The 20,971-nt window shown below is 72.7% G+C and carries 19 protein-coding genes; 5 read left to right on the top strand and 14 right to left on the bottom strand.

Annotated elements, in window-relative coordinates; all coding sequences use genetic code 11:
* Window positions 1–15: 15 nt before the first annotated feature.
* Genes ACIBCM_RS20655 through deoC form a run of 3 tightly spaced genes read right to left on the bottom strand, consistent with a single transcriptional unit; the run spans window position 16 to window position 3,294 of the window.
* The gene (locus ACIBCM_RS20655) at window positions 16–906 is read right to left on the bottom strand and encodes an aldehyde dehydrogenase family protein (RefSeq protein ID WP_399245176.1); all 891 of its coding nucleotides are present in this window, start codon (window positions 904–906) and stop codon (window positions 16–18) included.
* Window positions 899–2,341 (bottom strand): aldehyde dehydrogenase family protein, encoded by a 1,443-nt coding sequence (locus ACIBCM_RS20650; RefSeq protein ID WP_399245174.1) that lies wholly within the window; start codon window positions 2,339–2,341, stop codon window positions 899–901. Before ACIBCM_RS20650 ends, ACIBCM_RS20655 begins: the two co-directional genes overlap by 8 nt.
* A 5-nt stretch (window positions 2,342–2,346) precedes the next feature.
* Entirely contained in the window at window positions 2,347–3,294 is a 948-nt protein-coding gene (gene deoC, locus ACIBCM_RS20645; protein ID WP_399245362.1) for a deoxyribose-phosphate aldolase, read from the bottom strand.
* Window positions 3,295–3,562: 268 nt separating this feature from the next.
* On the opposite strand from deoC, the gene ACIBCM_RS20640 reads away from it, so the two are divergent.
* Window positions 3,563–4,192 carry a PH domain-containing protein gene (locus ACIBCM_RS20640; RefSeq protein WP_399245172.1) on the top strand — a complete coding sequence of 210 codons (630 nt, stop codon included), beginning with the start codon at window positions 3,563–3,565 and terminating at the stop codon, window positions 4,190–4,192.
* Between the two features lie 162 nt (window positions 4,193–4,354).
* On the opposite strand, the gene ACIBCM_RS20635 is transcribed toward ACIBCM_RS20640, so the two are convergent.
* The 5 genes from ACIBCM_RS20635 to ACIBCM_RS20615 form a co-directional block, all read right to left on the bottom strand.
* Window positions 4,355–5,563, bottom strand: a complete 1,209-nt coding sequence (locus ACIBCM_RS20635) for a hypothetical protein (protein WP_399245171.1) — start codon at window positions 5,561–5,563, stop codon at window positions 4,355–4,357.
* A gap of 261 nt (window positions 5,564–5,824) precedes the next feature.
* Window positions 5,825–7,507: a phospho-sugar mutase gene (locus tag ACIBCM_RS20630; protein WP_399245170.1), complete on the bottom strand. Its 1,683-nt coding sequence runs from the start codon at window positions 7,505–7,507 to the stop codon at window positions 5,825–5,827.
* 131 nt (window positions 7,508–7,638) lie between these two features.
* On the bottom strand, window positions 7,639–8,457 hold the full coding sequence (locus ACIBCM_RS20625) for a purine-nucleoside phosphorylase (protein WP_399245360.1): 819 nt from the start codon (window positions 8,455–8,457) through the stop codon (window positions 7,639–7,641).
* Between the two features lie 769 nt (window positions 8,458–9,226).
* Window positions 9,227–9,517 carry a hypothetical protein gene (locus tag ACIBCM_RS20620; RefSeq protein WP_399245169.1) on the bottom strand — a complete coding sequence of 97 codons (291 nt, stop codon included), beginning with the start codon at window positions 9,515–9,517 and terminating at the stop codon, window positions 9,227–9,229.
* 62 nt (window positions 9,518–9,579) lie between these two features.
* Complete coding sequence (locus ACIBCM_RS20615) at window positions 9,580–10,017, bottom strand: gamma-glutamylcyclotransferase (protein WP_329022672.1); 438 nt, start codon at window positions 10,015–10,017, stop codon at window positions 9,580–9,582.
* Window positions 10,018–10,228: 211 nt separating this feature from the next.
* Here ACIBCM_RS20615 and ACIBCM_RS20610 point away from each other — a divergent pair, with 211 nt between their 5' ends.
* Together ACIBCM_RS20610 and ACIBCM_RS20605 are read left to right on the top strand one after the other, a co-directional pair.
* A complete protein-coding gene (locus ACIBCM_RS20610) occupies window positions 10,229–11,668 on the top strand; it encodes an NAD(P)H-quinone dehydrogenase (RefSeq protein ID WP_399245167.1) in 1,440 nt (479 codons plus the stop codon).
* 246 nt (window positions 11,669–11,914) lie between these two features.
* Complete coding sequence (locus ACIBCM_RS20605) at window positions 11,915–12,862, top strand: DeoR/GlpR family DNA-binding transcription regulator (RefSeq protein WP_399245358.1); 948 nt, start codon at window positions 11,915–11,917, stop codon at window positions 12,860–12,862.
* Between the two features lie 159 nt (window positions 12,863–13,021).
* Here the strand turns inward: ACIBCM_RS20605 and ACIBCM_RS20600 are convergent, their stop codons facing one another.
* Together ACIBCM_RS20600 and ACIBCM_RS20595 are read right to left on the bottom strand one after the other, a co-directional pair.
* Window positions 13,022–13,612, bottom strand: a complete 591-nt coding sequence (locus ACIBCM_RS20600) for a TetR/AcrR family transcriptional regulator (protein WP_399245165.1) — start codon at window positions 13,610–13,612, stop codon at window positions 13,022–13,024.
* A gap of 309 nt (window positions 13,613–13,921) precedes the next feature.
* The gene (locus ACIBCM_RS20595) at window positions 13,922–15,676 is read right to left on the bottom strand and encodes an acetyl/propionyl/methylcrotonyl-CoA carboxylase subunit alpha (RefSeq protein WP_399245163.1); all 1,755 of its coding nucleotides are present in this window, start codon (window positions 15,674–15,676) and stop codon (window positions 13,922–13,924) included.
* Between the two features lie 371 nt (window positions 15,677–16,047).
* Here ACIBCM_RS20595 and ACIBCM_RS20590 point away from each other — a divergent pair, with 371 nt between their 5' ends.
* On the top strand, window positions 16,048–16,647 hold the full coding sequence (locus ACIBCM_RS20590; protein WP_399245161.1) for a hypothetical protein: 600 nt from the start codon (window positions 16,048–16,050) through the stop codon (window positions 16,645–16,647).
* Window positions 16,648–16,798: 151 nt separating this feature from the next.
* Here the strand turns inward: ACIBCM_RS20590 and ACIBCM_RS20585 are convergent, their stop codons facing one another.
* From ACIBCM_RS20585 to ACIBCM_RS20570, 4 genes are all read right to left on the bottom strand, one after another.
* Window positions 16,799–17,437: a Maf family protein gene (locus ACIBCM_RS20585; RefSeq protein ID WP_399245159.1), complete on the bottom strand. Its 639-nt coding sequence runs from the start codon at window positions 17,435–17,437 to the stop codon at window positions 16,799–16,801.
* Window positions 17,438–17,457: 20 nt separating this feature from the next.
* Window positions 17,458–17,586: a morphogenic membrane protein MmpB gene (gene mmpB / locus ACIBCM_RS20580; RefSeq protein WP_399245157.1), complete on the bottom strand. Its 129-nt coding sequence runs from the start codon at window positions 17,584–17,586 to the stop codon at window positions 17,458–17,460.
* 507 nt (window positions 17,587–18,093) lie between these two features.
* On the bottom strand, window positions 18,094–18,303 hold the full coding sequence (locus ACIBCM_RS20575; protein WP_399245155.1) for an acyl-CoA carboxylase epsilon subunit: 210 nt from the start codon (window positions 18,301–18,303) through the stop codon (window positions 18,094–18,096).
* Window positions 18,304–18,324: 21 nt separating this feature from the next.
* Entirely contained in the window at window positions 18,325–19,950 is a 1,626-nt protein-coding gene (locus tag ACIBCM_RS20570; protein WP_399245153.1) for an acyl-CoA carboxylase subunit beta, read from the bottom strand.
* 133 nt (window positions 19,951–20,083) lie between these two features.
* On the opposite strand from ACIBCM_RS20570, the gene ACIBCM_RS20565 reads away from it, so the two are divergent.
* On the top strand, window positions 20,084–20,968 hold the full coding sequence (locus ACIBCM_RS20565) for a biotin--[acetyl-CoA-carboxylase] ligase (RefSeq protein WP_399245151.1): 885 nt from the start codon (window positions 20,084–20,086) through the stop codon (window positions 20,966–20,968).
* The last annotated feature ends 3 nt before the right edge of the window (window positions 20,969–20,971 follow it).

Raw genomic sequence — 20,971 nt, 5'->3', positions numbered from 1 at the left:
TGCGACGATCCGGGCTCAGTACGACGAGCCGGACACCCCCAGCGCGCCCGTGGGGTGCCAGACCGTCTTGGTCTCCAGGAACGCGGTGAGGCGGGCCGTGCCCGGATCCGCCGTGTAATCCACAGGCTGTGGACGCAGTACCCGCTTCATATTGTCCGCCGCGGCGATCTCCAGCTCCTTCGCCAGTTCGCCGTCCGCTCCGGTGAGATCGATGGCGTTGACGTCCTGGTGCGCGGCGAGCGTGGCCGCGATCTCCGCCGTACGCCCCGAGAGGACATTGACCACACCGCCCGGCAGATCGGAGGTGGCGAGCACCTCGCCCAGGGAGAGCGCGGGCAGCGGGTGCCGCTCACCGGCCACCACGACCGCCGTGTTGCCGGTGGCGATGACGGGGGCGATCACCGAGACCAGGCCCAGGAAGGAGGAGTCCCGGGGCGCGAGGACCGCGACGACCCCGGTCGGTTCGGGGGTGGACAGATTGAAGAACGGACCCGCGACCGGATTGGCCCCGCCGACGACCTGCGCGATCTTGTCCGTCCAGCCCGCGTACCAGACCCAGCGGTCCACCGCCGCGTCCACCTGGGCCCCCGCCCGGGACTTGGACAGCCCCTCGGCGTCGGCGACCTCACGGACGAACTGGTCGCGCCGGCCCTCCAGCATCTCCGCGACCCGGTAGAGGACCTGGCCGCGGTTGTACGCGGTCGCGCCGGACCAGCCGCCGAACGCCTTGCGGGCCGCGACGACCGCGTCCCGGGCGTCCTTGCGGGACGCGAGGGGGGCGTTGGCCAGCCATCTGCTCTTCGAGTCCGTCACCTCGTACACCCGGCCGCTCTCGGAACGCGGGAACTTTCCGCCCACGTACAGCTTGTAGGTCTTGAGGACGCGTCGTCGGGATGTGTCAGACATCGAGGTATGCCTCCAGGCCGTGACGGCCGCCCTCGCGGCCGAAGCCCGACTCCTTGTAGCCGCCGAAGGGCGAGGTCGGGTCGAACTTGTTGAACGTATTGGCCCAGACGACACCCGCCCGGAGCCTGCTCGCGACCGCCAGGATGCGGGAGCCCTTCTCCGTCCAGATGCCCGCCGACAGGCCGTACTGGCTGTTGTTGGCCTTGGCCACCGCCTCCTCCGGCGTACGGAAGGTGAGGACGGAGAGCACCGGGCCGAAGATCTCGTCGCGCGCGATGGTGTGCGCCTGCGTCACGTTCGTGAACACGGTGGGCGCGAACCAGTAGCCGGAGGAGGGCAGTTCGCACGGCGCGGACCAGCGCTCGGCGCCCTCGGCCTCCCCGGTGTCGGCGAGCGCGGTGATACGGGCCAGCTGCTCGGCCGAGTTGATCGCGCCGATGTCGGTGTTCTTGTCCAGCGGGTCGCCGAGCCGGAGGGTGGCGAGCCTGCGCTTGAGGGAGTCCAGCACCTCCTCCCGTACCGACTCCTGGACCAGCAGCCGGGAGCCCGCGCAGCAGACCTGGCCCTGGTTGAAGAAGATGCCGGTGACGATGCCCTCGACGGCCTGGTCGACGGGCGCGTCGTCGAAGACGATGTTCGCGCCCTTGCCGCCCAGCTCCAGGGTGACCTTCTTGTCCGTGCCCGCGAGCCGGCGGGCGATCGCCTTGCCGACGGCGGTCGAGCCGGTGAAGGCGATCTTGTCGACGTCCGGGTGCGCGACCAGGGCCTCGCCGGTGCGGCCGTCGCCCGTCACGATGTTGACGACGCCCTTCGGCAGTCCGGCCTGCCGGCAGATGTCCGCGAAGAACAGGGCGGACAGCGGGGTCGTCTCGGCGGGCTTCAGGACGACGGTGTTGCCGGTCGCGAGGGCGGGGGCGATCTTCCACGCGAGCATCAGGAGCGGGAAGTTCCAGGGGATCACCTGCCCGGCCACGCCCAGCGGCCGGGGGTCCGGCCCGAAGCCCGCGTGGCCGAGCTTGTCCGCCCAGCCCGCGTAGTAGAAGAAGTGTGCGGCGACCAGAGGCAGATCCGCGTCACGGGTCTCCCGGATCGGCTTGCCGTTGTCGAGGGTCTCCAGGACGGCCAGCTCACGGCTGCGCTCCTGGATGATCCGGGCGATCCGGAACAGATACTTCCCGCGCTCGGCGCCCGGCAGCGCGGACCACTTCTCGAACGCCTTGCGCGCGGCCCTCACCGCTCGGTCGACGTCCTCGTCGTTCGCCTGGACGTACTCGGCCAGGACCTCCTCGGTGGCGGGCGAGAGGGTCTTCCCCCGGTCCTCGCCGGAGCCCTCGGTGAACTCGCCGTCGATGAACAGGCCGTACGAGGGCGCGATGTCGACGATCGAGCGGGACTCGGGCGCGGGTGCGTAGGCGAAGGGGTCGGTCGTGGTCATGATGCTCAGTCCACCGTTACGTAGTCGGGGCCGGAGTAGCGGCCGGTGGCCAGCTTCTGGCGCTGCATTAGCAGATCGTTGAGCAGGCTCGACGCGCCGAAGCGGAACCAGTGGTTGTCCAGCCAGTCCCGGCCCGCGGTCTCGTTGACCAGGACCAGGAACTTGACGGCGTCCTTGCTGGTACGGATGCCCCCGGCGGGCTTCACTCCGACCTGGACGCCCGTCTGCTCCCGGAAGTCTCGGACCGCCTCCAGCATGAGCAGGGTGTTCGCCGGGGTCGCGTTGACGGCGACCTTGCCCGTGGAGGTCTTGATGAAGTCCGCGCCCGCCAGCATCCCGAGCCAGGAGGCGCGGCGGATGTTGTCGTACGTGGACAGTTCGCCGGTCTCGAAGATGACCTTCAGCCGGGCCGCGCCGGACGCCTCCCTGACCGCGAGGATCTCCTCGTACACCTTCAGATACCGGCCCGCCAGGAACGCGCCGCGATCGATGACCATGTCGATCTCGTCGGCTCCGGCGGCGACGGCGTCACGGGTGTCGGCGAGCTTGACGCCGAGGGCGGCCCGGCCGGCGGGGAAGGCGGTGGCGACGGACGCGACCTTGACGTCCGCGCCGTTCAGTGCCTCCCTGGCCGTGGCCACCATGTCCGGGTAGACGCAGACGGCGGCGGTCGCCGGGGTCGTACGGTCGGTCGGATCCGGGTGGACCGCCTTCGCGGCGAGCGCCCGGACCTTGCCCGGGGTGTCCGCGCCTTCCAGGGTCGTCAGATCGATCATCGAGATGGCGAGATCGATGGCGTACGCCTTGGCGGTGGTCTTGATCGACCGGGTCCCGAGAGAGGCGGCACGCGCTTCCAGGCCGACCGGGTCGACGCCGGGCAGCCCATGGAGGAACCGGCGAAGGGCCTGGTCGGACGCGGTTACGTCGGCGAGAGCGGGGGCGATGCTGGGCATGGTCACCACGAGAGCATATCTACGCGCGTAGCGACCTGTACAGGGGGTGGAGGTTCCCGGGAGGGGGGTCCGCTGGGGCTCTGCTGCGGGGGCGGGCCGGGTTCACCGCGGGGTCCGCGACCGGGTCCGCGGCCGGGGCGGGAAACAGCTCCCGGAACGGGTCGGGAGCCGCTTCCCGGCCGGGCCCGGACCGGGGAACGGGCGGCCCGGGAGCGGGCCGCGGGACCGATCGCGCGAGGCCGGCGGGCCGTACGGCAGAATCGACGGCATGAGCACCTCGCCTCCGCCCGCGGAACCCACCTACGCCGACCGCGTGTTCCGGTCACCCGCCGGGATGGCCGGCGGGGTCCTGCTGCTGGCCCTGGCCGTCTGGCTGGGCGGGGACGCGCTCATCCGGGGAGAGGGCACGACGCCCTGGTTCGCCGCGGCGACCCTACTGATCGTGGTGCCGGCCCTGGTGGCGTTCACCCTGCGGCCCGCCGTGTTCGTGAACGACGACCGCGTACGGATCAGGAACCCGTTCCGGACGGTCATCCTGCCCTGGGCGGTCGTCGAGGACGTACGCGCCGGGTACTCCAGCGAGATCTTCACCAAGGACGGTACGAAGTACCAGCTCTGGGCCGTGCCGGTCTCCCTGCGCGCGCGCAAGCGGGCCAACCGGCAGCAGCTGAGGATCGCCCGGGACCAGGAGCGCGGCCGGACCCCCGCGGGCGGCCACCCGGACCGCGTCCCGCAGGCGCAGACCGACCGCACGATCGCCGAACTCCGCGAACTGGCCGAGCACAACGCCGCCCGTCCCGCCGCCCAGGGCGAGGCCGCCGTCCGCTGGGCCTATGAACTCGCCGCTCCGGCGGCGGCGGGCGCGGTCCTTCTCGTGGTGCTGCTCGCGATCGGCTAGAACGGTCCCGGGGCCGTTCGGGCCGGGCCGGGTGCCGTGTCCGGGCCTCACCGCCGGGCGCGGGGCGAGTGTCCGCACGCTCGGCGAAGGCGAGGTGCCCGGCGGTCCCGGGGCGCGTAGGGGAAGCAGCGTTCACGCGCGAGCCGCGGCAAGCGGTTGCGGCTACGGCGGTCCCTGCCAGACCAGGAGCATATAGGCGCCCGACCAGGAGGAGAGCAGGGTGGCCGAGGCCAGGGCCACGACGACCGTGGCCCGGCGGCGGGCGCGCGCCAGGGCCAGGGCCAGGGGGATCAGCAGGGGAAAGCCGGGCAGCAGGAACCGGGCGCGGGGGAAGTAGACGCCCTCGCTGCCCAGGACCACCAGGAGCAGCACCCCGGTGAACACCAGCAGCGGCAGCGGCTGCCGGTCGGTCCAGCACAGGACGTACAGCACCGACGAGATCACGAGCACGGCCGAGACGGTCAGCGGGAAGAGCTGCGGTTCGGTCGAGTAGACGAGCTGCTGGCGCAGTTCCAGCAGGGTCGCCCTGCCGCCGTCCCACTCGTTCTTCCACAGCCGCTGCACCGCGAAGTAGCCGTCGGCCCGCCCCACCCGCAGACCCACCCAGGCCACGAACCCCAGCCAGCCCAGCGGGGCGATCAGCCCGGCCGCGACGACCGGGGCGCGGCGGCCGGGGCGTTCGCGCCGTACGGCCAGGGCGGCGGCGACGGTGACGGCCGCGGCGACCGCGATACCGGTGGGGCGGGTGAGACCCGCGAGCGAGGCCAGCGTGCCCGCCCACAGCCAGCGCCCGGTGAGGACCGCGTACAGCCCCCATGCGCCGAGCGCGGTGAACAGGGACTCGGTGTATCCCATCCACTGCACGATCGCGACCGGCAGCACCCCCCACAGCACGGCCAGCAGCGTCCCGGCCCGCCGGCCGTGGAGGCGGTCGCCGACCGCGAAGACGCCCCACGCGGCCACGAGGGAAAAGAAGACGGCGAGAAACAGTCCGACGGAGGCCCGTGAGCCGGGGGTGAGTGCCGCGACCGCCTTCACCAGCATCGGGTAGAGCGGGAAGAAGGCGAGGTTGTTGGAGTTGACCTCGGTGCCGAGGGAGCCGGTGTAACCGTGGTCGGCGATCCCGAGATACCACTCGGAGTCCCAGGACGTCGCCAGGGTCGCCCACACGCCCCGGCCCTTGACGTGCGCCAGACGGGCCAGGAACAGCAGCCCGCAGAGCCGTACCGCCAGATACGCGGTCAGCGCGGGTGCCGCGTACCGCAGTGAGCGCAGCAGCCGCCCGCCCGCGCCCGGCGCCCGCCCGTGGCCCGGGGCCGGAGCGCGGCGGGAGGCGGGGACGAAGGCGTGAACGGTCGCGGCGGGGGACAACGGCGGCTGCTCCTGGTGGCTCGGCGGGTGCTACCGGGCCCACCATTGCCCGGACCGTCCCGGCCGGGGGACGGGCGGCGGCGGCGCCGTACAAGAATCACCCGGACGGCCCATTCCGGTGCCGCCGGGGCCGCCCGGCCGCGCGGCAACCGCCCGGGGCGGCGGGGCTCTTGAGCCGGGGCCGTCCGGGCACTCGGCCCGGGGGTTTCCGGGCGCGGGCTCCCGGCCGACGCTGCCGGCCGGCGCTCGGGGCCAAGCCCTTCAGTGAAGGCCCGCGGCCACCGACAGATCGCGCTTGACCGCCGCCAGGACCTCCGCCGCGCGCTCCCGCGCCCGCGCCGTCCCGCCGGTGCCGTCCACCGGTACGACGACCTCCAGATAGCACTTCAGCTTCGGTTCGGTGCCGCTCGGGCGCACGATCACCCGGGCCCGGAACCCGCCGTCCAGGAAGTACCGCAGTCCGTCCGTGGGAGGCAGGGAGCCGCTGCCCCCGGCGAGGTCGTCGGCCCGGGTCACCGTCAGCCCGGCCAGCTCCGTGGGGGGAGCGGAGCGCAGCCGGTCCATGGCGGCCGTGATGATCCCCAGGTCGTCCACACGCACCGACAGCTGGTCCGTGGCGTGCAGCCCGTGCTCCACCGCGAGTTCGTCCAGCAGATCGGTGAGGGTGCGGCCCCGCTCCTTGAGCACGGACGCCAGCTCGGCGACGAGCAGCGCGGCGGTGATGCCGTCCTTGTCGCGTACGCCGTCGGGGTCGACGCAGTAGCCGAGCGCCTCCTCGTATCCGAACCGCAGGCCCTCGACACGCGCGATCCACTTGAAACCGGTCAGCGTCTGCGCGTACGGCAGCCCCGCGGCCCCGGCGATACGGGCGAGCAGGGACGAGGACACGATCGACTCGGCGAAGGTGCCCCGCGCGCCCGAGCGGACCAGGTGGACGGCGATCAGCGCGCCCACCTCGTCGCCGCTGAGCATGCGCCAGCCGCCGTCCGGCCCGGGTACGGCCACCGCGCAGCGGTCGGCGTCGGGGTCGTTGGCGATCACGATGTCCGGGCGGGCGGCGCGCGCGGTCGCGAAGGCCAGATCCATCGCTCCCGGTTCCTCCGGATTGGGGAACGCGACGGTCGGGAAGTCGGGATCGGGTTCGGCCTGCTCGGCCACGAGGACGGGCGCGGGGAAGCCGGCCCGGGCGAACGCGGCGGTCAGCACCTCCTTGCCGACCCCGTGCATCGCCGTGTAGACGACACGGGCCGTGCGCGGTGAGCCCTCGGTCAGGACCGCGTCCGTACGGGCGAGATAGGCGTCCAGGACCTCGTCGCCGAGCGTGTCCCAGCCCGAGTCGGCGCGCGGGACGCCGTCCAGGCTCCCGATCGCGGCGATCTCGGCGGCGATCTCCCCGTCGGCGGGGGAGACGATCTGGGAGCCCGCGGGGGCCGCCGGGTCGGGGTAGCCCCAGCCGAGGTAGACCTTGTAGCCGTTGTCGCGCGGCGGATTGTGGCTGGCGGTGACCTCGACCCCGGCGACCGCGCCCAGATGCCTGATCGCGAACGCGAGTACGGGCGTCGGCAGCGGGCGCGGCAGCACGGCGGCGCGCAGGCCCGCGGCGACCATCACGGCCGCGGTGTCACGGGCGAAGTCGGCGGACTTGTGGCGGGCGTCGTAGCCGATGACGACCAGGCCGTCCCCCCTGCCCCGGGCCTTCAGGAACGCGGCGAGCCCGGCCGCCGCGCGGATCACGACCGCGCGGTTCATCCGCAGGGGTCCGGCCCCCAGTTCCCCGCGCAGCCCGGCCGTGCCGAACTGGAGCGTGCCGCCGAAGCGGGCGGCCAGCGCGGCGGTGTCCCCGTCCTCCGCCGTCTTGATCAGTCCGGCCAGTTCGGCGCGGGTGTCGGGGTCCGGGTCCTCGGCGAGCCACGCCCGCGCCCGGTCGATGAGGTCCTGCTGCACCGTGTTTCCGCCTCTCGTGTCCGTACGTCCGTGCGGGGGGTCGGATCGGGGCCGGGCCGGGCTCGGCCCGGGCTCGACAGGGGCCGGATCCGGGATGGATCCGGGTCAGATCCGGGAGGGATGGATCCGGGTCAGATCCGGGCCAGGACCCTTGTGAGAAGATCGCCCATCCGGGCGGCGGAGTCCCGGCCGGCCCGCAGGACCTCCTCGTGGTTCAGCGGCTCGCCCGACAGACCGGCGGCGAGATTGGTGACCAGCGAGATGCCCAGTACCTCGGCGCCCGCCTCACGGGCGGCGATGGCCTCCAGCACGGTGGACATGCCCACGAGGTCCCCGCCCATCGCGCGGACCATGCCGATCTCCGCGGGGGTCTCGTAGTGCGGCCCGGTGAACTGCACATAGACCCCCTCCTCCAGGGTGGGGTCGATCTCCCTGCACAGGGCCCGCAGCCGGGGGGAGTACAGATCGGTCAGGTCCACGAAGTTCGCGCCGGCGATCGGGGAGGCCGCGGTGAGGTTGATGTGGTCGCTGATCAGCACCGGCTGACCCGGTCGCATGCCCTCGCGCAGACCGCCGCAGCCATTGGTCAGGACCACGGTCTTGCAGCCCGCGGCCACCGCCGTACGGACCCCGTGGGCGACGGCGGCGACGCCCCGGCCCTCGTAATAGTGCGTACGTCCCAGGAAGACGAGGGTCCGCTTGTCCCCGATGCGGTACGAGCGGATCCGGCCGCCGTGGCCCTCGACCGCGGGCGGCGGGAAGCCGGGCAGCTCGGTGACGGGGAACTCGGCCTCGGGCGTGCCGAGGGCGTCCACGGCCGGAGCCCAGCCGGATCCCATTACCAGGGTCACGTCATGGGTCTCGGCGCCGGTCAGCTCCCGCAGCCGCGCGGCTGCGGCGTCCGCCAGCTCCTGGGGGGTGGCGGCAGCGCCGTCGGGGTCCGGATTCACATGTGCGTTCACGCGAATGAGGGTAGCCGGTGATTCCCTACGCGCGTAGATGAACAGGCCACGGTCCCGGGATCGTTGTCTTGTCGTTTCCGGCGGCGACTGTGGGTGACGGGTGCGGGGGGCCGCGACCGCGGCCGGGGTCGGGGTCGGGGTCGGGCCGGGGTCGGTTTCCCCGGGTGGGACCGGCTCCGGGGCGCGGCCCGGGCTGTCATGGGGGTGAGGTTTGCCCGGACGCTGGGGCTGGTGGACGAACGGCGGTCACTCTCCCTGGGCCTGGCTGCCCCGGGGGCGCCCCGGCCCCTGGGGCAGTGTGGTCCGGAGGTACCCGCACCCTTGGTTCTGGGGGTCGGGGGGCGTCCCGGTCCTGGGCCCGGGAGGTACCCGCACCCCTGGGCCTGGCGGTCCGGGAGGTGTTCCCCCTGGGCCCGGCGGCCCGGGAAGTGCCCCGGTCCTGGGCCTGGCGGTCCGGGAGGTGCCCCTATTCCCTGGGTTCAGCGGTCCAAGGGTGCCCGGTCCGGGGGCACCCCGGTCCCGGGGTGCCCCGGTTCCGGACCGGGAGGTGCCCCCACCCCCTGGGTTCAGCGGTCCAAGGGTGCCCGGTCCGGGTCCGGGAGATGCCTCCAGCCCTGGGCCGGCTGTCGGCCCCCAGGGAAGCCCCGACCCTGGGGCCTGGCGCGCCCGGCGCCGCGTGCTCCGAAACACCAGGTCCGCTCGGCGGCGGATACGGCTCCGCCCCGCGATGCTTCCACAGCCTCCGGCACGCCGGCTCTCACTCGTCGTCGCACCGTTCCAGAACCAAGCCCAGGGAACCCTCCTCCAGGCCGTTGCCGTCTTCGAGGTGCAGATGGCTTCCACCGGGAACGCCCTCCCCGGCAAGTACGAGCAGATGTCCGGCAAGCGTCCTGAGCCCTGCGGCATTCGCCTCGATGACGACCTCGCCCCCGAGGTTCCGCACGTCGATTCGCGCGTCCGCCTCCCAGGCGAACACGAGCGCGGTGCCATCGACAACGGTCCTGACGCGGGTGCGCTCTCGCGGGGAACCGTGCGATCCGGAGTTCATGGTGACCATCCTGCCGGGGCACGCGGCTCCCGAGGGCGCTCGCCGTATCGGGGTCCCAGCTCTCAGCAGGGGCGCTTGCGCAGTTCCATCACATAGTCGTGGGGTGCGCCCGCCGAGTCGGCCGCGTCGGCGATCTCGCCCAGGTAGCGCGCCGAGGGCAGCCCGCCCTCGTAACCGTTCAGCACGTACACCCAGGCCGGCTCCTCGCCGTCCAGGGTGTGGACCCGCAGGCGCATCCGCCGGTAGATGTCCATGCCGACACCCTCCCAGCGGTCCATCGAGTCCTCGTCCATGGGCGCGATGTCGTACAGGGCGACGAAGACCTGGGAGCGCGGCGCCTCCACGATCGTGGCCAGCGCGCCCTCCCAGCCCATCTGCTCGCCGCCGAACGTGAGCCGCCAGCCGTTCAGCCAGCCGGTGCCGCGCAACGGGGAGTGCGGAGCGCGGCGCGTCATCAGCCGCGCGTCGAGGTTGCCGGCGTACGCGGCGTAGAGCGACATGGGATCGAGGGTACGGGAGGGGCGCGGGTGGTCGCCCTTCCCGACGTGCTGCCAGGGGTTCCGTCCACCCGGGGACCGCGGGGAGGCAATCCGCGGACCCGGGAGCGGGCGGGTTGAAGCGTGCGGGACAATGGAGGACGTACTCCAAGCCCAGCGGGACACCCCCACCCGGCCCACCCGGCAGCAAAGAGAGCGCGAGGCGTAGACCCCAGTGACCCGGATCGTGATCATCGGCGGCGGACCCGGCGGCTACGAGGCCGCCCTGGTGGGCGCCCAGCTCGGTGCGGAGGTGACCGTCGTCGACTGCGACGGCCTCGGCGGCGCGTCCGTACTGACGGACTGCGTGCCCTCGAAGACCCTGATCGCGACGGCCGAGGTGATGACCACCTTCGACTCGTCGTACGAGGAGCTCGGCATCATCGTCGCCGACGACACCCCGCCGCTGGAGCAGGCGGCCCGGGTGGTCGGCGTGGATCTCGGCAAGGTCAACCGCCGTGTCAAGCGGCTCGCCCTCGCCCAGTCCCACGACATCACCGCGTCCGTCACCCGCGCGGGCGCCCGGGTGATGCGCGGCCGGGGCCGGCTGGACGGCCGGCAGGCCGTGGACGGCTCCCGCACGGTGGTCGTGCGCACGGCCGACGGCAGCGAGGAGCGGCTGACCGCCGACGCGGTCCTGATCGCGACCGGCGGCCACCCCCGCGAGGTCCCCGACGCGCTGCCCGACGGGGAGCGCATCCTGAACTGGACCCAGGTCTACGACCTCGACGAGCTGCCCGAGGAACTGATCGTGGTCGGCTCCGGTGTGACCGGCGCCGAGTTCGCGGGCGCCTACCAGGCGCTCGGCTCCCGGGTCACCCTCGTCTCCTCCCGCGACCGGGTGCTGCCCGGTGAGGACCCGGACGCGGCCGCCGTGCTGGAGGACGTCTTCCGCCGCCGCGGCATGAACGTCCTCGCCCGCTCCCGCGCCGGGTCCGCCAAACGCGTCGGCGACCGGGTCGAGGTCACCCTCACCGACGGCCGGGTGATCTCCGGTTCGCACTGTCTGGTGGCGGTCGGCGCGATCCCGAACTCGGCGGGCATGGGCCTGGAGGAGGCGGGCGTACGGCTCCACGATTCGGGCCACATCTGGACCGACAAGGTCTCCCGCACCAGCGCGCCCGGAGTGTACGCGGCGGGCGATGTCACCGGTGTCTTCGCGCTGGCCTCCGTGGCCGCCATGCAGGGCCGGATCGCGATGTACCACTTCCTCGGCGACGCGGTGCAGCCGCTGAACCTCAAGACCGTCTCGTCGAACGTCTTCACCGATCCCGAGATCGCGACCGTCGGCTACACCCAGGCGGACGTGGACGCGGGCCGGATCGACGCCCGGGTGGTCAAGCTGCCGCTGCTGCGCAATCCGCGCGCCAAGATGCAGGGCATCCGGGACGGCTTCGTGAAGCTCTTCTGCCGTCCGGGCACCGGGATCGTGGTCGGCGGCTGTGTGGTCGCGCCCCGCGCCAGCGAGCTGATCCATCCGATCTCGATCGCGGTGGACAACAATCTGACCGTGGAACAGATCGCAAACGCATTCACCGTGTACCCCTCTCTGTCGGGCTCGATCGCCGAGGTGGCACGTCAGTTGCACACCCGTAAGGCGGCGGGCGAGGGCTGAGCGGCGCGCATTGGTCCGAGCGGAAGGGGGAAAACCCGGTCAGGGCGGGGCAGTTCACCCGGCAGCCGATCAGGTTCGGGCCAACCACTGGTCAAAGGTGAGCCAACTGTGATCGCGTCCATACCACTTAGTGGCCCTTGGTGAACGCAATACTTGTTAATCGGTGCATAGAGCTGAAAACCGTCGGTCGGTCAGGTTACTGTCAGTTCCGTGTTCGCTGCAGAACGTCGCCAACTGATCCTTGAAATGGTGCGCGCCAATGGAGCCGTGTCGCTCCGGGAGCTCGCCCGCGTCGTCCAGACCTCCGAAGTGACCGTACGCCGGGACGTGCGCGCGCTGGAGGCCGAAGGACTCCTCGACCGCCGTCACGGCGGTGCCGTACTGCCGGGTGGTTTCACCCGGGAATCCGGCTTCCCGCAGAAGTCCCTGTCCGCCACCGCGGAGAAGACGGCCATCGCCGATCTCGCCGCGAGCCTCGTCGAAGAGGGCGAGGCGATCGTCGTCGGCGCGGGGACGACCACACAGGAGCTGGCCCGCCGGCTCGCCCGGGTGCCCGGGCTGACCGTCGTCACCAACTCCCTGCTGGTCGCGCAGGCCCTGGCCCACGCCAACCGCGTCGAAGTCGTCATGACGGGCGGCACCCTGCGGGGTTCCAACTACGCGCTGGTGGGCAGCGGGGCCGAGCAGTCCCTCCAGGGGCTGCGGGTCTCCCGGGCCTTCCTGTCCGGGAGCGGGCTCACCGCGGAGCGCGGGCTGTCCACCTCCAACATGCTCTCCGCGAGCGTGGACCGGGCGCTGGTGCAGGCTGCGGCGGAGGTGGTGGTCCTCGCCGACCACACCAAGCTCGGCGCCGACACCATGTTCCAGACCGTGCCCACGGATGTCATCACCCGCCTGGTGACGGACGAGCCCCCGCCGCACGACGACCGCGCCGCGACCGAACTCCAGGCCCTCGCGGACCAGGGCGTCCAGATCGCGGTGGCCGGTACCGGACCGGCGTCGTCCGACCCCGACTCCCCGCCGGGCCGTCCCGCCCGCCGTGAGGTCCCTCTTCCCGGCCAGCGCCGTACGCGCGGAGGCGCCGGCCCCCAGCGGCTGACGCCCCACGGGCTGGATGCCGGCCGGGACGGTCTCGGCGGCGGCATGGGGGCGATGGAACGGACCGCCCGGGTGGCGGACCTGCGCCGCCGCTGACGCATCTCCGGGACGTCCCCGGGACGGTAGCCGAAGGCCCCCGGGACGCGGTCGGGTCGGTTCCGGGGCACGGTCGGCCGGCGTAGGGACGCGGTCGGCCGGCGTCGGGACGCGGTCAGCCGGACCCGTGCGCCGTCAGCCGCTGTCGGGAGGGTGCCGTCAGCCCGTGTCCGGGCGCAGGCCCCGCAGGGTCAGGGCGAGCAGACGGTCCGGCAGTTCCGGGTCGTCCGGGGCCTGTTCCGAGGCCAGGGCGATGCCGTTGGTCAGCTGGAGCAGATCGCCGATGGCGGCGTCGGCGCGTACCGCCCCGGCCGCCCTCGCCCGGACGAGCAGGCTCTCACCGGCCTCGTACAGGGGCACACAGCACTCCGACAGCGCCGAACTGCGGTCGTGCGACGCCGACATGAGCGCGCGGGACAGCCCCCGGTACTCCCCGGCACAGGTGATGAAGGCCCGCAGCCACTCCGCGAGCGCGTCACGGGGACTCTCGGAGCGGGCCAGTTCGCGCGCGCGGTCGAGCAGCGAGGCCAGGGCGTCCTGGAAGACCGCGTTCATCATGGTGTGCCGGTTGGGGAAGTGGCGGTACAGGGTGCCGATGCCGACGCCCGAGCGGCGGGCGATCTCCTCCAGGGAGGCGTCGGTGCCGTGCTCGGCGAAGACCGTACGCGCCTCCGCCAGCAGCCGTTCGTAATTGCGGCGTGCGTCCGCCCGCTTGGGCCGTGCCGTGTACGCCCCCGTGCTCGTCGCCATCGCCCCGTCCTCCGTCGTCAGCCGGACTCCAGGATGCCATCGTCCGCCGCCCCGGGCCCGACCTCGAACGGGAGGACGGCCGGCCCCGAAACGAAGGCCGGACCGTGGAGGGCGGGCGGTGGAAGGCGGGGACCTCCCCGCGCGGGTGCCGCTCATGGGAAACGGCCCGCCCGGACGAGCTTCACCACTCGTCCGGACGGGCCGCCGGTCCGACAGTACGTCACCTACGCCCGTCCCCGGTATGTACGGCTGTCGGTCTCCGTGGGTACTCCGTACGTACGTCCTCGGGGACCGTGTGCGCCGGGTGTCTCAGTCCTTGATCTCGCAGATCGTCGCGCCCGACGCGATCGACGCCCCGACCTCGGCACTCAGGCCCTTGACGGTGCCCGAGCGGTGCGCGTTCAGGGGCTGCTCCATCTTCATGGCCTCCAGGACGACGACCAGGTCGCCCTCCACGACCTCCTGGCCCTCCTCGACCGCGATCTTCACGATGGTGCCCTGCATCGGGGACGCGAGGGTGTCACCGGAGGCGGCGGACGCGGACTTCTTGGCGGCGCGGCGCTTGGGCCGGGCGCCCGCCGCGAGACCGGTACGGGCCAGGGACATGCCCAGCGACGACGGCAGCGACACCTCCAGGCGCTTGCCGCCGACCTCGACGACGACCGTCTCGCGGCCGGGCTCCTCCTCCGTCTCCGCCTCGGCGGGCGCGGAGAACGCGGGGATCTCGTTGATGAACTCCGTCTCGATCCAGCGTGTGTGCACCCGGAACGGGTCGCTGGTGAACGCCGGGTCCGTGACGGCCGCGCGGTGGAAGGGGATGGCGGTCGCCATGCCCTCGACCGTGAACTCCTCCAGCGCGCGCGCCGCCCGCTGGAGCGCCTGCTCGCGCGTCGCGCCCGTGACGATCAGCTTCGCGAGGAGCGAGTCCCAGGCCGGGCCGATGACGCTGCCGGACTCGACCCCCGCGTCCAGCCGGACACCGGGCCCGGACGGCGGGCCGAAGGCGGTGACCGTACCGGGCGCGGGCAGGAAGTTACGGCCCGGGTCCTCACCGTTGATACGGAACTCGAACGAGTGGCCGCGCACCGCCGGGTCGCCGTACCCCAGCTCCTCGCCGTCGGCGATACGGAACATCTCGCGCACGAGGTCGATGCCGGTGACCTCCTCGGTCACCGGGTGCTCCACCTGGAGCCGGGTGTTGACCTCCAGGAAGGAGATCGTGCCGTCGACGCCGACGAGGAACTCGACCGTGCCCGCGCCGACGTAACCGGCCTCCTTGAGGATGGCCTTGGACGCGGCGTACAGCTCGGCATTCTGCTCGTCCGTCAGGAAGGGGGCCGGGGCCTCCTCCACCAGCTTCTGGTGCCGGCGCTGGAGCGAGCAGTCGCGGGTGGAGACGACCACGACATTGCCGTGACGGTCGGCCAGGCACTGGGTCTCGACATGCCGGGGCTTGTCGAGATAGCGCTCGACGAAGCACTCGCCTCGCCCGAACGCGGCGACCGCCTCGCGGACGGCGGAGTCGTAGAGCTCCGGGACCTCCTCCAGCGTGCGCGCCACCTTCAGACCGCGTCCGCCGCCGCCGAAGGCCGCCTTGATCGCGATCGGCAGCCCGTGCTCCTCGGCGAAGGCGACGACCTCGTCCGCGCCCGAGACCGGGTCCGGGGTGCCCGCGACCAGGGGGGCGCCGGCGCGCTGGGCGATATGCCGGGCGGCGACCTTGTCACCGAGGTCCCGGATCGCGGAGGGCGGGGGGCCGATCCAGGTCAGCCCCGCGTCGATGACGGCCTGGGCGAACTCCGCGTTCTCGGAGAGAAAGCCGTAGCCGGGGTGGATGGCGTCCGCACCGGAGTCCTTCGCCGCCTGGAGCACCTTGCCCATGTCCAGATAGCTGGCCGCCGGAGTGTCACCGCCCAGGGCGAACGCTTCATCGGCCGCGCGGACGTGCAGAGCGTCCCGGTCCGGATCGGCGTAGACGGCTACGCTCGCGATCCCGGCGTCCCGGCAGGCCCGGGCAACGCGGACAGCGATTTCGCCTCGGTTGGCGATGAGCACCTTGCGCACGATGGCTCCCTCCTTGAAACAAGCTGAGTTTAGGGACTGCCGACACGGCCGTTCGACCCGTCCCCTATGGTGAGCTTGCCCACACGGAGCGTGATTCGAGGCTCGCTCGAGGCGCGAAATCCCTAGTCGCACCACGGTACGACGGGTTTCCTCCCCGCACAGTAGTCCTGATATGTGGCACAGGTCTCTGTCCGAGAGCCCCGCCGCCGAACCGGTTTCTTTGTGGAGTCCCTACGAATGGGCGAATGATTCTTTGCCCCGGCGCCGAGCGCGGCGGGAGTGCGCCAGAACTCTTGCGGTGGTGATTACCCATTAGTAGCGTGCGCGCTGTCCGATGCGTGTACTTCGGGTAACACAGGGTTGGGGGCGCCGTGGTGCGGAGACCGGCGGCCGTGGTGGCCGCGGCAGTTCTGCTGGTGGAGGCGGTCGGCTTTGTCGTGATCAACGGCATCCTCGCCACTTTCGTGGACGGCCAGTCGATGTCCCTCGACGGGCTCGACCCGGACGCGATGGTCGTCGGGACCTGGGTCCTGGGCGCGGTCACCGGGCTCTTCCTCGCCTGGTGCGGGGCGGTGTGTCTGCTGGCGGCCGTACGGGACCGGGCGCCCGGCCGGGCCGCCCGGATCCTGCTGATCGCGGCGGCGGTGCTGCACGGGGTGCTGGGGGCGGTGACCGTGGGGCTCGTGGGGTGGGCCGCGTTCACGTTCATGATGGTGGTGCTGGGGCTGATCGTGCTGGTGCTGGTCTCCTACGGCGATCCCCGGCCCGGGACATCTCCGTCCAACGGCCGTCGGCCAGGCGGCCCCGCGCCCGGCACCCGTACGCCCGACGGCCGTCCGGTGGACCCGGCCGCCGGGGTGCGTCAGCCGAAGCTTCCCGGGCTTCCCCGGGCGGCACCGGCACCCCCGCCGCCGCCTCCTCCTCCGGCCCCGCCGGGTGCCGGTGCCGTCGAGCGGGTGGCGCCCGCCTGAGCGGTGTCGTCACGGTTCCGGTCGGGCCGGCTATCCAGGCGGGTGGGGTATCCGGTCGGGCCGGGTATCCGTTCGTACGGGCCGGGCACTCGGGCCCGCGGCCGGGCACCCGCGCGGGCCCGGGGGCGCCGGAGTCACCGGGGCGCGGGAGTCACCCGGGCCGCGAGGCCGTCGCGGCGGCCCGGTCAGCCCAGAGGTCGGTGATCGAGTACCCCAGCTCCGCCAGCAGGGTGCGCAGCAGCGGCAGCGAGATACCGATGACATTGCCGTGGTCGCCGTCGATGCCGTCGATGAAGGGACCCGAGAGCCCGTTCAGCGTGAACGAGCCCGCGACCTGGAGCGGTTCGCCCGTGGCGACGTACGCGGCGACCTCGTCGTCCGACGGCTCGCCGAAGCGGACCGTCGTGGACGCGGTCGCGGAGGCGATCCGGCCCGTGGTGGTGTCGGTGACGCAGTGGCCGGTCCGCAGCACCCCCTCCCGGCCCCGCATCGCCTTCCAGCGGGCGGTCGCCTCCTCCGGGTCGGCGGGTTTGCCCAGCGCTTCCCCGTCCATGTCCAGCACCGAGTCGCAGCCGATCACCAGCGCGCCCGTCACCTCGGGACGCGCGGCGACGACGGCGGCCTTGGCCTCGGCGAGCACCAGGGCGAGTTCGGCGGGGGTCGGGGCGCTGAGGGCGTCCTCGTCGACACCGCTGACGATCACTTCCGGTGCGAACCCGGCCTCGCGCAGCAGGCGCAGGCGGGCGGGGGAAGCGGAGGCGAGAACGAGGCGAGGGGCTGGGACGGTCATGGCGCCATCGTAGGCGCCGGTCAGCGCAAGTTGACCACAATCATCCCGAGCACCATCGCCAGTGCGAGCACCAGACCGGCGCGGCGCAGCATCGCCTGCGTCTCGCGCAGTTCCTCGGGGGGTTCGTTCTCGGGGTCGGACCACAGCATGCCCCGATCCTGCTCCGGGGGCCGCGACCGCGCCTGAGTACGGGTACTCAAGCAGGGCCGGGGGGCCGGTGACATGCACCTGAGTCACTCCGGGGGCGGCCGGTGACGGGGGAGCCGGAGTGCCCCTTTTCGGCACGGGACCCCGTTGCCGCCCGGGGCCGTACGACGCCCGCCCGCGCCCCGGAAGCACGGCTACCGGAATCCGGTGGGTCCGGGGCCGACGGGTGCCGGTGACGGCGCCCGGCCGGTCGGCGAGGGATACCCGAGCACCGGCGCGGGGCCGCCGGCCGGATGCCGGGGCCGTCTGCGTGCGGGCGTTGGGGCCGTCGGCGGTGCGGTCGCCGGGGAAGCCCGGGCCGGGGGCTCGTCACGGTCCTGCGGGTCCCGGGCCCCACGGTCGTCGCGGGCCCGGCGCCCCGCGCCGCCTACGACCCCGGCCGGTACGACGGGAAGACCCCGGCCCGTACGTGACGGGATGGCCGCGGCCCGCCCGGGCCGGGACGCCGGCTACACCGGCCAGTAGGTGCGGGCCCAAGCCCTCGGGCCCGGGAGGGGGCTCGTGCTGCGGGCGATGCGGGCCGGGTCCGCCCACTGCTCGGGCGGCGGTGGCGCACCGCCCTCCGCCGCCGCGGCCGTCGCCGCGGCCCGTGCCCGGACCACCGCCAGAGCGGCGGCCAGCTCCTCCGGAGTGGGGTTGCCCCGTACGATCCTGATCATCGTGACTCCCTTCCCGGAGGTCTACAGGGGGATGTTGCCGTGCTTCTTCGGCGGCAGGTTCTCCCGCTTGGTCCGCAGCTGGCGCAGGCCCCGTACGACCTGGACCCGGGTGTCGGACGGCATGATCACGGCGTCGATGTAGCCGCGCTCGGCCGCCGTGTACGGGTTGAGCAGCGCCTCCTCGTACTCCTCGATGAGCCGGGCCCGTGTCGCCTCCTCGGCCGCCGCGTCACCGGCCGCCGCGTCACCGGCCTCCGCGATCGTGCGCCGGTGCAGGATGTTCACCGCGCCCTGGGCGCCCATGACCGCGATCTGCGCGGTCGGCCAGGCGAGGTTGAGGTCCGCGCCCAGGTGCTTGGAGCCCATGACGTCGTACGCGCCGCCGAACGCCTTGCGGGTGATCACCGTGATCAGCGGGACCGTCGCCTCGGCGTACGCGTAGATCAGCTTCGCGCCCCGGCGGATGATGCCGCCGTACTCCTGGTCCACGCCGGGCAGGAACCCCGGCACATCGACGAAGGTGAGCACCGGGATGTTGAAGGCGTCGCAGGTACGGACGAACCGCGCCGCCTTCTCGGAGGCGTTGATGTCGAGACAGCCCGCGAACTGCATCGGCTGGTTGGCGACGACACCCACCGGGAAGCCCTCGACCCGCCCGAAGCCGGTGAGGATGTTCGGCGCGAACAGCGCCTGCGTCTCCAGGAACTCGCCCTCGTCCAGCACATGCTCGATGACCGTGTGCATGTCGTACGGCTGATTGGCGCTGTCCGGGATGAGGACGTCCAGCTCCAGGTCCTCGTCGCCCGTCGTGAGGTCGGCCTCCTCGGGGAAGGCGGGCGGCTCCGACAGATTGTTCGAGGGGAGGTAGGAGAGCAGGGACTTGACGTACTCGATGGCGTCCTTCTCGTCGCCCGCCATGTGGTGCGCGACGCCCGAGGTGGTGTTGTGCGTACGGGCTCCGCCGAGCGCCTCGAATCCGACGTCCTCGCCGGTCACCGTCTTGATGACGTCCGGACCGGTGATGAACATGTGCGAGGTCTGGTCGACCATCACCGTGAAGTCGGTGATCGCGGGGGAGTAGACCGCGCCGCCCGCGCAGGGGCCGACGATCAGCGAGATCTGCGGGATGACACCGGAGGCATGGGTGTTGCGGCGGAAGATCTCGCCGTACATACCGAGCGCGCTCACGCCCTCCTGGATGCGCGCGCCGCCGGAGTCGTTGATGCCGATGACCGGGCACCCCGTCTTCAGCGCGAAGTCCATCACCTTGATGATCTTCTGGCCGTAGACCTCGCCGAGCGCACCGCCGAAGACGGTGAAGTCCTGCGAGAAGACCGCGACCGGACGGCCGTCGACCGTGCCGTAGCCGGTGACCACGCCGTCCCCGTACGGACGGGTCTTCTCCAGCCCGAAACTGGTGGAGCGGTGCCGGGCGAACTCGTCCAGCTCCACGAACGAACCCTCGTCCAGCAGCAGATCGACGCGCTCGCGGGCGGTGAGCTTGCCCTTGGCGTGCTGTTTCTCGACCGCGCGCTCGGAACCGGCGTGGGTGGCCTCTTCGATACGCCGCCGGAGATCCGCGATCTTGCCCGCGGTCGTCTGGCTGCTGGGTTCGTGAGAACGGGCGGTCTGTTCCGGCTCGGACATCGGGATGCGGCTCCCTGCCTGGTCACGGGGGTGGTGGAGGTGTGGGGGTCGTTGCCGTCGGCTACTGGTTCGTAGCGTATCCGCGCCGATACGGATCGGCAGTGCGGCGTTTACCACACCTAACCTGGCTTGCATGACGTCTCGGAATGCGCCCGGCGACCCGTCCGGCAACGCGCGCGACAGCCGCTGGTCCGACCTCGGCCGGCCGCCGCTGAACACCTCGGCACTGCGCCGTGCCCTGCTGCGGCCCGACGGGCTGTGGACCTCGCTCACCGTCGTTCCCGCCACCGGCTCCACCAACTCCGACCTCGCGGTCCGGGCCGGTGAGGGCCTCGCGGAGGGGGCCGTGCTGATCGCCGAGGAGCAGACGGCGGGGCGGGGGCGGCTGGACCGCGCCTGGAGCGCGCCGCCGCGTTCGGGGCTCTTCTTCTCCGTACTGCTGCGGCCGGGCCCCGGCGTTCCGGTGGAGCGCTGGGGCTGGCTGCCGCTGCTCGCCGGGGTGGCCGCCGCGACGGGGCTGAGCCGGGCCGCCGGCGTCGACATGTCCCTCAAATGGCCCAACGACCTGCTGGTGACCGTGGGCGGTGAGGAGCGCAAGGCCGGCGGCATCCTCGCAGAGCGGGCCGGGGGCGACGCGGTGGTGGTCGGCATCGGCATCAACGTCAGCCTGCGCGCCGATGAGCTGCCCGTGCCCACGGCCGGGTCCCTGGCACTGGCGGACGCGGTCTCCACCGATCGGGACCCGCTGCTGCGGGCCGTGCTGCGCTCGCTGGAGCAGTGGTACGGGGACTGGCGGGCCGCGGGCGGCGACCCCGTGGTCTCCAGGGTCCAGGCGGCGTACGCGGCGGGGTGCGCGACCCTGGGCCGTACCGTACGGGCCGAGCTGCCCGGCGACCGTGCGGTGACCGGCGAGGCGGTGGCGCTGGACGGGGACGGGCGTCTTGTGCTGACCCTCGCGAACGGGGAACGGCAGGCCGTCGGCGCGGGGGACATCGTGCATCTGCGTCCGGCCGGCTGACCG

The organism is Streptomyces sp. NPDC051018 (assembly GCF_044456085.1).
Classification (GTDB): Bacteria; Actinomycetota; Actinomycetes; order Streptomycetales; family Streptomycetaceae; genus Streptomyces.
The sequence above is the reverse complement of the archived record's forward strand: the minus strand, read 5'-3'. Positions and strand labels throughout refer to the sequence as shown.